The organism is Pseudoalteromonas sp. P1-9 (assembly GCF_001399975.1).
Lineage (GTDB): Bacteria > Pseudomonadota > Gammaproteobacteria > Enterobacterales > Alteromonadaceae > Pseudoalteromonas.
This window is the reverse complement of the sequence record NZ_LKBD01000009.1, coordinates 1-11,958: the sequence shown is the minus strand read 5'-3', so window position 1 is coordinate 11,958 and position 11,958 is coordinate 1. Positions and strand designations below refer to the sequence as shown.

Below are 11,958 nucleotides of genomic sequence, written 5' to 3'. Positions count from 1 at the left end.
AAAAGTTAATCTTTAATTAGCAATGTCAAAAGTAAAAGCCAAAGTACTTCGTTTCAACCAAATCTCAGTTGAAGCGGTTTTTGAAAAAGAAAATGAATTAATTAAGCAACTGCAAAACGGCAATTTAGACCAAGCACTGTTACTTTGGCAAAGCGATAAGCCAACTTTGGTTTTACCGTCAGGTAATAAGTGGCAAAAAACTGAAGCGCTCGAAACAAAGCTAAAGAAAACCGGTTGGCAACTATACGCCCGCAAAACTGGCGGCGCTCCTGTGCCACAATGTGATGGGGTAATTAATGTATCTTATATCTATGTGTTAGAAGAACATATTCCCTACTCTATTCCAAACGCATACAAAGACTTTTGCGCTATTTTATCTTCGTTTTTTGAGCTGTTTAATATTAAGGTTGAAACCCACGCCACCCCTGGTAGCTATTGCGATGGTGATTACAATCTTAATATTAAAAGTAAGAAAATCGTCGGCACAGCCCAGCGTGTATTACTAAAAAAAGGCGGTTGTAAAATTGTACTGGCGCAGGCCTGCATTTTAGTAAATGTAAATGTGCCAACCTTAGTTGCACCTGTAAATTTATGTTACGAACATCATCAGCAAGATGATCGTGCAATAGCCGATGTGCATACCAGCTTGTTTGAACACACCCAAGAGCGACCCGATATCGACGAATTATTTCAGCGCATATTTACCAGTTTTATAAATCATCAAAAACATAAATCGAGCTGACCGTAAAACCCTTTTTTTAGTATTCAGCGGTGTTACACTTGGGACTTATTTCACCTTTAATTACCTTGGAGTGCTCCCTTGAAATTCGCTCTTCTTCCATGCGCCGCGTTACTGGCAAGCCATGCGTTTGCATCTGTTAGCCCATCAACCGATGAGTTGGCAAAATACGCCGTAGCCGAATACCAAAATGCGCAAATACATACGTTAGCCAACATGGTGTCGTTTCCCACCGTTAATAAGAAAGACATCGACACACCGCAAAATCCGGATTTTATTGGCTTTAAATCGCTATTAAAAATTAAAGCGGCGGAGCTTGGTTTTGATTATCAAGATTTTGGCCATACCGTATTAATTGGCATGGGTGAGCAACAAGACAAAGTAACCATAGTGACCCATGGTGATGTGCAACCGGCAGATCCGACAAAATGGCAGCAGAGCCCATTTGTACTCGATAGCACCTCTGAGCCAGGTAAGTTAATTGGCCGTGGCACCGAAGACGACAAGGGCGCAATTGCTACCGCGCTCTATGCCATGAAAGCACTAAAAGATAATAACGTTACGCTTAATAATCGTATCGAACTGATGGTATACCTTGCTGAAGAATCAGATTGGGAACCACTAAAACACTTTATGAAACGCTATCAGCAGCCAAAATATGCTGTGACCATTGACGCTTCTTACCCTGTGGTTGTTGCCGAAAAAGGCTGGAGCTTAGTTGCCCCAGCATTTACAGGTTCATCACCACAAACCGGTGTTTATGTTAGCGAATTAAAAGGCGGTGCATTTGTTAGCCAAATACCTGAAGATGCCAGTGTGGTACTTCATAATGCGGATGCGAAAGCGCTTAACATACTTAAGCAAAACATAAATTCGCTAAAACATGTGCAAGTAACACTTACGACAAAAGGCGATAACGTGCTTGTCAGTGTTAAAGGGGAGTCAGCGCACTCTTCTGAGCCAGAAGCAGGGCACAATGCCATCGCTCACTTGGCAGAAGTGTTCAAAGGTATTGATCTAGAGAATAACAGCGACGGTCAGGCCATTGAATTTATTAATCAACTTATCGGCCTTGACTTATACGGCGCACAATTTGGTGACATTGCCTACCGACACGATTTTATGGGGCCAATGACTGTCGCGCCAACACTACTACAACGCAGCGAAGAGGGTCTTAAATTATCGGTTAATTTACGCCGCCCAGTTGGTAAAACAGAATCGCTATTAAAATCACAAATTGATACCGCGCTTAACAATTGGCAAGCTAACAACAATGTGACGTTAAACAATGTGGAAATTCATATTGGCACGCCTATGCTGCTTGATGATGCACCGCACGCCCAAGCGCTTTTAGACATCTTTAAGCATTTTACTGGCGATGAAGATGCAAGCTTTGTTTCAATTGGTGGGGGCACTAATGCTAAGCTATTTGATAACGCCGTGTCGTTTGGCCCGTCAATGCCAGGTAAAAAATATACAGGTCATTCTGAGCACGAGTATTTAACACCAGAGCAAATGGCGCTTAACTTAAAAATGTATACCGCAATGATGGTGAAACTTGGCAATATGTAAACGGCCAATTTAGAACAACCATAATTTATAATGAGGCAACGTTATGCTTTGTGACAAAAGTATGACGTTCCTTAGTACCTTGATTGCACTTAAAAAGTAGCACTTTTAAACAGACTTACACACCATTTCTGGGGATAACCTTGATACCCAAATACCACTCGTATTTACGCCTTATCTAATACCCCTTTAAAGATTAATGGGTAACGTCTTATGCGGTTACCAATGTAATCATCTGCCATTATTTGTTGGCAAAACTCATCAATGGTTAGATTTGCTTCAAAAAGCCATTCCATTCGTTCCAGTGCGCGCAAAAAACCACGTTTTAAAAATGCTTGGTTTTGATAATGCGCAATATTTTGCTTTACGATATTTAGTTTTTCGGGATCAGCTTGCAGCGCGGCAATCACCGCTTTTAAATATTGCAGCTGTTGCGGATGTTGCTTTTCCTTACGAGGGCGACTTAATGACACGTATTACTTCTCTTAATTAACCTTAAGTAAAAGACATAAACTCGGGATTATAAATAGTTGGTTAACTTCATAATCAGACTTCAGGTTAGTTATATGGTGTTGCCATTAAGTTGGATTACTTTTCGCGTTATTTATTGAAAAACAGGCTCGGGAAGTTAGCATGCTCATAATGCTCACCAAACACCTCTGCCAGCTTCTTTGAGTGATAAAGCTTCTCAAACACTAACTCAAATTGATTTTTGAGTTAGCGTCCTCGCTCATTATCATGAAAAACCAACCAAATTGGCGTTTTTCCCTGTAACTCGAGGGTTTCGAACATCCGTTTTTGCCGTTCCGTTAAGTTATAAATATGGTCAACTACGACATCTACTTTACCTGATTCCAATAACACGAGCGCTTTGTGAATATCGGTAAAACGGTAGCTCTGCGCATGTTCTGGCACATAACGGTTGTAAGCGTATTCTTCAAACCAGCCAACGGTTAAGTTTTTAAAATCTTCACTGTGACGGAGTTTTGTTGTGCGCGGGTTGTAGATAGCAATGATTGGGAATTCCATATCTAAATAATATTTTGGATAAGTCACGTCGCCTAGCAACGTTTTATCATTTTTGTAGACACCCACTAACACATCAGCTTTTTGATTTTTAAACAAGCGTTTGGCACGCGCATAGCTACCAACATCAAATTTTAACTGCTTGTCTGCAAAAGTTTGCTTAATCAGCTCGAGGTAAATGCCCTCTCCTTCCGGCTCTGAAAACTCACGCCAATGCGCCGCTGCAACAGTGATTTGTTCGGCCTTTGCAGGTAATGCACCTAACAAAGAGATAAGGCAGATTATACAAACAACAAAACGCATAAAACCCAGTTTGTTTATTAAATCAATATCCAGAAAGTATAGATAAGTTTTGTAATTGTGTAGTAACAGCGTTATTGCCCACAGCCATAGCGCGCTAAAAACAGTTCGACCGTTTGTTCAATTAAATAGGCTTCTTGTTGTTCATTGGGTACATCGAAACCGTATAAACGTGGATAAAAAATATGAGATTTCAACTGATAAACAAACTGCTTGGCTGCAAGTTCTTTATCATCAACCTGCATTTTATTTGCTGAAGCTGCATCAGTTAAAAACTGTTCTAAATACGTCATACAGCCAATTGAATTGGCGCTCATTTGTTTAGCAAATTCGGGGGCTTGCAACATTTGTAAAAAAGCAATTTTAGCAACACGTAAAAAATTGTCGGAGCGAAACAACGACACTTCATGCTCCGCGATAGTTAAAAGCTGGGCTTTGAGCGGCTTATTTTCATCAAATACAACTGTTTGTATATTATTAAGTTTCCCCATCATACGTTCAATAATGGCGTAAAAAAGCGCATCACCCTTTACACTTATGGGACCAAAGCGTTTTCACCCAACCCCCATTTCGATAGAAGCGCTTCCTCCTATCGATAAGGTGCTAATTTCCCATAATCATTATGATCATCTCGATAAACACAGTGTAAAACTGCTTGCAGATAAAACTAAACAATTTTTAGTGCCGATGGGGGTTGCTGGCGACTTGACAATATGGGGGATCAGCCCAACAAAAGTAAAAGAGTTTGATTGGTGGCAAGAGTTAGCAACGACACGCGGTTTTGTTGCTTTTACGCCCACTAAGCATTTTTCAGGCAGAGCACTGAATGATGGCAACAAAAGCTTATGGGGTTCTTGGGTAATTTCGGCTAACGCTAAAACCTTATATTTTAGCGGTGACTCCGGTTATTTCTCTGGCTTTAAAGACATTGGCGAGCGCTATGGCCCATTTGATATGACCTTTATTGAAACCGGTGCCTACGATAAAGACTGGCCAGATGTGCACATGACACCAGAGCAAAGTCTGCAAGCGCACCTTGATTTAAACGGCAAGATAATGACGCCTATTCATAATGGCACATTCGATTTAGCGTTTCACGCATGGTACGAACCACTTGAGCGGATCTTAACCCAAGCAACACAGCATGCTGTTAGTTTAAATACGCCAATAGTGGGTGAAATTCAGCAGCTCGGACAAGCGGCAAATACACATGCATGGTGGCAAGATTATATGCCATCTGGCACGCCTACGACTCTCGTTGCAACGAACTAAACTATGATGTTTTGTTATTTAAGGGCGCACTGCGCGCTTAAATAACAAACAGCGATAAATAGCGTTTAATTTATACCCTGTTTGTCGGTTGATTGTTTGCTGTTTGACGGCAATTGACTGACTAACTTCTAAAAAACCCCATTTCGTTTTATTTCAGTCAAGCCTTTATTAAATGCGTTTAGATACTCACTTGACGCTTCGCGATCTTTTTTAAACAGTAAATGTGTAGTGTCGCTGCGCAGCGGTTTTTTGCGATAGGCTAGCCGCTTACGTTGACGCTTAGAAAACTCTCTTTTCAACATGTAGTTAGCGGGAATAAGCGACATTGGAAAAGCATCAATACGCCCTTTTATTAATCGCGCTAAATTTTGTTTATCGGTATTTGCCCAATCGAGTGAGAGCTTTGATTCATTTCCCGCTGCTAATAATTCCTTGGTATAGCTATAGCCGGTTGTAACGCCAATTAACTTGCCTGCCAAATCATCAATGTCTTGCCAATCCAACAGCGGCTTATTGGTGTTGTAAAAAAAGTAGGTAGTTTCGGTGTAAAGTGGTTCACTACAATAAAATTCCTGTTGTTTTTCCTCGGTACAAAACCAATAGGCAGCAACATCGAAATGACCTTTTTGCACTTCTACAAAACTGCGTCCCCACGGGAAATAACTAAATTTTACGCGATAACCTTGTGTTTGAAATGCGGCGCGAATAACCGCAGGTACAAAATTAAACTCGCCTTTGGCACGGGTTGAATAAGGCGGATATTCGCCGATAGCAACACTCACCGTTTTTGCTTGGCATGGCATAGCCAACAAGCACATGGCAATCAATATACACGCTATCAGTTTTAAAGAAGTGGTCACATTTTTATCAAGCTAACACGCCTGAGCCATAAAAACCAAAATAGGTACAAAACAGTAACCCTAATCGCCTTTATTGGCAAGCTGAGATGATTTAGATATACGATTTTTTACGTGCTTTTATATAAAGATAAAGCATAAATAGCCAAATTGTATTCGCACCAATTATATGGAACCAAAATGACACTGGAGACTCTTCTCGTAAAATTGCCTCACCGCTACGCCCCGCAGGAATAGCGCCGCTTTCAATATAAAAAATAGTGGGAAGGAGAAAAAGCAACATAATGATAATCACCCAGCCGAGTGTTGGCGCTTTTGCGTTTTGAATAAGCTGTGGCATCTGCATCCATACAGTAACGTGTTAATGTGAAGAGAATTATACTGGCAAGGTATAGCGCTAATTACAATATAAACAACTATTTATTTCACATACTCCGATAAACACAAACCAGCTACAGTGTCGTCACCTGAAACGTCAGCTCATAAAAAAGCCAGCGAAAACGCTGGCTTAACTTCAGAGAACTTAATGTTTAATAACTTGCTGTTAGCGTAACACCTGCGTAAGCAGAGTAAGCGTTAAGTAAGATGTGGTAGGTGCCACCCGTTGCACCACTGCTTAAACTACATGACTCATTATTGCCCCAGCGATAAGGACGACATTCATAATCGGTTGTCGTCGGTTGAGCACCTTTTTTCACGTACAGATCCACATCGCCGCTACCATCTGCTGTGGTTACCGTAAGTGTTTGGTTTGCCGGCACTTCAATTTTAAAGAACACTTGGCTGTTGGCATCGCCCGATAAGTTTGCCATCGGTACACCGTTATCTAAGCAATCCGTACAACCACCATCAGCACTATACGTGGCGACTAAACTTGCGCCTGAATATGCCGAGTAACCTTGAAGCATCACGTAATATTTGCCAGCCGCTGGGGTATTAAACTCACAACTTTCATTATTACCGTTTTTATAAGGACGACAATCATAGTTACCTGTGGTGGCAGCTGAGCCTTGTTTCACATAGAGATCTGCATCGCCCTGACCACCCGAAAGTGAAATAGATAAACTCGATTGTCCCGCTGGCACGTCAACAAAATAGCTGGTTTCACTGCCCGCAGCACCTGCAGCCGATATGGCTTGATCTTTAATCAATTCTGTCACAACAGGCGGCTCTGGGTCGACTGTGCCTTCAAGCGCATATAACAACTCGTTAGGTGAACCCGATTTAGCATCCGATACTTTGTTTTTGCTAGCACCAGCTGAGAGTTTACTGTCGATTTGTGCTGGCGTTAAGCTATTGTCTTCATCAAGATAAAGTGCCACTACACCCGCAACATGCGGTGATGCCATTGATGTACCACTGATAGTATTTTCAGATGAGTCTGAGTTATACCAAGCGGATTTGATACTCGAACCCGGCGCATAAATATCTAAGCATGTGCCATAGTTTGAGAAACTTGAACGACTATCACTCGACGTAGTCGAGCCAACAGTAATCGCCGTTGTTGCACGTGCAGGCGAATAGTTACAGGCATTGCTGTTATCATTGCCCGCTGCAACCACAAAGCTCACGCCCGAAGCCACCGCCGCCTCAACCGCTTGGTCAATTGCCGATGATGCCCCGCCACCTAAACTCATATTCGCAACCGACGGGCCACTAGCGTTGTTTTTCACCCAGTTAATACCATCAATAACACCCGACGTACTGCCAGAACCGTTACAGCCAAGTACGCGAACACCTACAATGTTAACGTTCTTCGCAACACCATAGTTTTGACCACCAATGGTGCCAGCTACGTGAGTACCATGACCATTACAGTCAGATGCATCCGAGTCATTATCTACAAAGTCCCAACCACTGCTTGCACGGTTACCAAATTCGTTATGAGTATTACGAACACCGGTGTCAATTACGTAAGCAGTCACACCTGAGCCATCAAAGTTGTATGAATAATTGCTATCCAATGGTAAATCACGCTGATCAATGCGATCTAAACCCCAAATCGCATTTGATTGGTTTGCATTGCTAGATACTATTGGGTCAACCGAGATGATTTGCTCAGGTTCGATAAATTGAACGAGATCTTCTTTTAATAGCTGTTTTAGCTGACCTTTCGACAACGTATACTGTGCGCCGTTTAGGGTATTACCAAACACTTTATTAGCTTTGACACCATATTTACCACGGATTCTATCGACATTTTCTTTAGCTTGCTCCGCGATACCAAAGTTCGCCAAACTAGTTGGAGCATTTTTAAATACCACAATATATTTATTAGGTACTTGTTTACTGGCATTTACTTGAATCAACTTATCGCTATTTGCATGGGCAAAATTAGCAGAACATACGGTTGCTATGAGTAACATTGTTTTTGAATATTTAAACATGACGTTTCCTTGTTGCTTTGGGGTTAAGTACTGCTAAAAAACCTAGCTCAAAAAATAAACACATTAAAGTTTCATTTTCATTCTGTTAACATTTGTACCGATAAAAGGGCGTTAAATGATGAATTATTTATACTTAAATAAGATTACTAATCACAAATATTAGATATAAAAATCTAAATGGTAATTATTTCTAAATAGTTTATGCTTTGTAAAAGTTTGTAACCGAGAAGCTAAAATAATAAAAAAGAATGAGTGAAAAAACTTAAAAAACAATACCTTTTGCTTTATAAATTTACGATGCAGTAAGGTTAACTAAAAACCCCGATTTTGCCTTACATTACGGATCAAGTTGAAAACCACATTTATATTGCGATATGCAGCACTCGCTTTTTACAAATCAATTAAAATTTACATGTAAACAAAATGTAAATTAATTTATTCGTCATTTCATATGCGTGTTTATGTATTCAAGCAAGTAAACATGAGCTTTAGTTTATAACTCCTTATATTCACTCACACATTATTCAAATCACAAAAAGTAGGTAACTGTAGACCTTGTTGCTTTTGACTGATCCATGCCTGTTGTTTTTTGCTTGTTATAAAAGCGAAAGCGGCTTATTTAAACAACGCAGCTAAATGATGTGGTTAACTGAATTTATTGATGTATTAATACAAAAAAGGCGCCTAAGCGCCTTTTATTTTTACTTTTTACGTAACCTTAGGTTTGGGTTAGAAATACTTTTCGCAATGCGCTGTTACCGAGTTAACGTTACAGCGTAAGCACAACCAATATTTCTAATCAAAAGGTTAATCACGTAATAATTAGAATGTCATTGAGTAACGTACACCAAATTCGCTTGCGTCATTACTCTTAATTACTAATACGTAATCGCCAGTATTTAAACGCGCATCATCGTAACGTTCGTCAAAGATGTTACGACCATATAGGTCAACGCGCCAGTTTGCATTTGCCGGAGAGTAACCCACGGTAAAGTTAACTAGGCTGCGCGCTTCAACTTCAGTTAAACGATTTGGATCTGAGCTCGGCTCACCATACATGTCGCTGCGGTAAGAGTAATCAATACGTGTATTGATAATTGACCCATCAGACAGCGCAAACTCATAGCTTGGGCTAATTGACGCCGTTAAATCAGGTGTAAGTGGTGCAACAGGTTTCACACCGTCTTGCTCATCTACGTCAACATCCATATAACCTAAGCTAGTGTGTACGCTAAAGTTATCAGTGATATAAGCGGTACCTTCCCACTCGATACCGCGTGACGTTTGTGACACCACTAAGTTACGCGTATCAAAACCACCTTCAGATGTGGTACTCACTTGATATGGTAAATCGTCGTAGTTTGTATTAAATAGCGCAATGCTCATGCTAAAGTCGCTAGTTACTTGGCCTTTTAAACCCACTTCGTAGTTAACCGCAGTAATATTGTCAGTTGCTACAAAGCAGCTTGCATCACCGAATAAACAGTAAGGACGCGCTGGGAACTGACCACCTTGGTAACCACTTTGAATGCTACCGTACACGTTTAAGCCATTTTCAAGGGTGTAATTAGCCGATAAATCGTAGCTTACTTGGCTCCAATCATCTTCCGCATACGTTGGACCAATACCTACGTTTGCCGTTGCTTCTTTTTCATCTTGGGTATAGCGCAAACCGCCCGATACACGTAAATCGTCTGTCATGTCGTAGCCAACATTCACAAATACCGCTTTACTTGTTGTTGTTTGGTCTAGCTCAAGTAAGTTTGCACCGCCATTGAAGCGTGAATCAGCACCTTGACGGTTGCTTCCTTCTTCTTCAAACCAATATAGGCCCGATACAAAATCAAACTGACCTAAATAACCATTTAGCTGTAGCTCAACAGATGTTTGGTCAGCTTCACCGCGCTCTGGGTAATGATCAAGTGCATAAATTGTACTGTCATCATCAAGGCCCGCTTTATATTCAGACGAGCGTTTACTTAAAATAAATTTCGCACCAAGGTCGTTTGAAATGTCGTAATTAGTGGTAAGTGACACGCCGTTTGCTTTATTGGTTACTTCCGTTACTTCAATCGAGCCTGTTGCGTTGTCGTATGGGTCTGCTGCTACATCAGAGTTGCGTAATGGACCCGTTGGTGTTGGGCTGCCAAAACGCATGCCTGTGTAATATGCGCCATTTGGCATTTCATCAATTAATGTCGTGTATGGACGAAGGCCGCCTTCTGCATCATTTGCATCAGCTGTTACCACAAAGCTTAAATCATCGGTTGCATCGTACTTAACCGATACACGTCCGTGGAACTCGCGGTTTTCACCTACATCGTATTTTGCTTCTGGTAAATTAATAAACTCACCTAAGCCACCGCGTTGGTTGTAGCCTGCGTTAAAGTTAAAAGCTAAGTTGTCGGTAAGACCACGGTTAATAAATACATCACCTTTAACACGTTCGCGCGTACCCACTTCAGCCGAAAGTTTAGTAACCGACTCGCTGTTTGCTTGTTTGGTAATGATATTAATCGCACCGCCAATTGAGTTACGACCATAAAGCGTACCCTGCGGGCCGCGTAATACCTCGATACGCTCAATGTTTGCTAGGTTCCAGTTTTGACCTACTTGGCGACCTAAATAAACACCATCTACATAAACACTTACGCCAGGATCCGTTGTGATCAGGTGGTCTTGTAAACCAATACCACGAATAAACGGGTTAGCCGATGAGTTATGACCTGCTGAAAAACCAGTGATGTTTAGGTTAGGAACAAATTTACCTACATCAGTAATTTCAGAGATACCTTGTTCAGCTAGTTTATCGCCACTAAACGCACTCATCGCGATAGGCACTTCATAAATAACCTGAGAGCGCTTGGTAGCTGTTACCGTAATCGCTTCGATATCTTTTTTAGCTGTTTGCGTTTCGTTTGCTTCATTCGCCACAGTGGCAAAGCTTGAAGCTGCAATCAAAGAAAGGGTGATTGAATTTAACTTGCTAAAACGCAAGAAAGAATTGGATGTTGTCATTAAGTAGCGCCTTTTTGCTCATACCGAGTAATTGCTAATAATGGATTAGCACGACAGTTAATCGGTAATTTATAATCGTTTCGCTTCAACTTTGCGCAACAACAAAGAGTTGTATTTTAACCACATCATTATTTTGCAATATCGAATTAATATGTAATCTTGGTAAATCAAACAGTTAACAGCTGCGTTACCAAACGATTAATACACAAAAAGCAATATTAGCATTTATTTCATAAAAATATCGCAAAAGTTAAATAAATTTCGTGATTATTTCTCGCCATTAGGATGGGTTATCTATAAAACTGATGCTTTTTTGTGTAGCAAATAGCGCCAAAACGATTATGAAAAATAAGCTAATTGGCGCCACAGCAATCAATTTAAAGCAAATCTAACCGCTTCATGTTTATGCCATCGCCATGCAAACCACGAATTTTATGATAATTTTATGATGACACCTGATAATTTTATGATGACACCCACTTTAATATCACTATCTTATGTTGAACCGAAAATATTTATCTAACCTATTCTTGGGCTATCCATCTTGATTTCTTTCGTTTTGCAGACTTTATTGCGTTAAAGTCGATTTTGGCGCACGCCGAATAGCAAAAGTGCACCACTTTTGCTTATTTACAACTTATTATTAAAATTACGCGAGTAAAGCTGTTGCATTAGCAATATTTGGTCGTCGTTTCTTTTTAAGATGTTCACAATATTCAATCATATTGTCTGGTTTTCCAACAGCACCATGAAATGATTTGGTAAATTGCGTGGTGAGCTTAAGCCAATT

At 40.6% G+C, this 11,958-nt stretch carries 9 protein-coding genes and 2 pseudogenes; 3 read left to right on the top strand and 8 right to left on the bottom strand.

All coding sequences use genetic code 11. The annotated features are described in order from the left end of the window. Window positions 1-22: 22 nt before the first annotated feature. Both AN214_RS07970 and AN214_RS07965 read left to right on the top strand, forming a co-directional pair. Complete coding sequence (locus AN214_RS07970; protein WP_054979240.1) at window positions 23-742, top strand: lipoyl protein ligase domain-containing protein; 720 nt, start codon at window positions 23-25, stop codon at window positions 740-742. Window positions 743-820: 78 nt separating this feature from the next. Further along, window positions 821-2,311: a dipeptidase gene (locus AN214_RS07965; RefSeq protein WP_054979239.1), complete on the top strand. Its 1,491-nt coding sequence runs from the start codon at window positions 821-823 to the stop codon at window positions 2,309-2,311. Window positions 2,312-2,475: 164 nt separating this feature from the next. Here the strand turns inward: AN214_RS07965 and AN214_RS07960 are convergent, their stop codons facing one another. The 3 genes from AN214_RS07960 to AN214_RS22455 form a co-directional block, all read right to left on the bottom strand. Beyond that, window positions 2,476-2,781: a hypothetical protein gene (locus tag AN214_RS07960; RefSeq protein WP_200911123.1), complete on the bottom strand. Its 306-nt coding sequence runs from the start codon at window positions 2,779-2,781 to the stop codon at window positions 2,476-2,478. Between the two features lie 244 nt (window positions 2,782-3,025). Beyond that, window positions 3,026-3,637 carry a hypothetical protein gene (locus tag AN214_RS07955; RefSeq protein ID WP_054979238.1) on the bottom strand — a complete coding sequence of 204 codons (612 nt, stop codon included), beginning with the start codon at window positions 3,635-3,637 and terminating at the stop codon, window positions 3,026-3,028. A 71-nt stretch (window positions 3,638-3,708) separates the two neighbouring features. Then, window positions 3,709-4,128 carry a TetR/AcrR family transcriptional regulator C-terminal domain-containing protein gene (locus AN214_RS22455; RefSeq protein ID WP_235576724.1) on the bottom strand — a complete coding sequence of 140 codons (420 nt, stop codon included), beginning with the start codon at window positions 4,126-4,128 and terminating at the stop codon, window positions 3,709-3,711. A 25-nt stretch (window positions 4,129-4,153) separates the two neighbouring features. Here AN214_RS22455 and AN214_RS07945 point away from each other — a divergent pair. Next, window positions 4,154-4,906: pseudogene (locus AN214_RS07945) on the top strand (MBL fold metallo-hydrolase); the annotation flags it as partial. Between the two features lie 128 nt (window positions 4,907-5,034). On the opposite strand, the gene AN214_RS07940 reads toward AN214_RS07945, so the two are convergent. From AN214_RS07940 to AN214_RS22970, 5 genes and pseudogenes are all read right to left on the bottom strand, one after another. Continuing rightward, complete coding sequence (locus tag AN214_RS07940; protein ID WP_152960740.1) at window positions 5,035-5,766, bottom strand: ABC transporter substrate-binding protein; 732 nt, start codon at window positions 5,764-5,766, stop codon at window positions 5,035-5,037. 91 nt (window positions 5,767-5,857) lie between these two features. Continuing rightward, on the bottom strand, window positions 5,858-6,103 hold the full coding sequence (locus AN214_RS07935; RefSeq protein ID WP_054979235.1) for a hypothetical protein: 246 nt from the start codon (window positions 6,101-6,103) through the stop codon (window positions 5,858-5,860). A 190-nt stretch (window positions 6,104-6,293) separates the two neighbouring features. Continuing rightward, window positions 6,294-8,150, bottom strand: a complete 1,857-nt coding sequence (locus AN214_RS07930; RefSeq protein WP_408002956.1) for a S8 family peptidase — start codon at window positions 8,148-8,150, stop codon at window positions 6,294-6,296. An 822-nt stretch (window positions 8,151-8,972) separates the two neighbouring features. Beyond that, the gene (locus AN214_RS07925; protein WP_054979234.1) at window positions 8,973-11,168 is read right to left on the bottom strand and encodes a TonB-dependent receptor; all 2,196 of its coding nucleotides are present in this window, start codon (window positions 11,166-11,168) and stop codon (window positions 8,973-8,975) included. A gap of 649 nt (window positions 11,169-11,817) precedes the next feature. After that, window positions 11,818-11,958: pseudogene (locus AN214_RS22970) on the bottom strand (transposase); the annotation flags it as partial.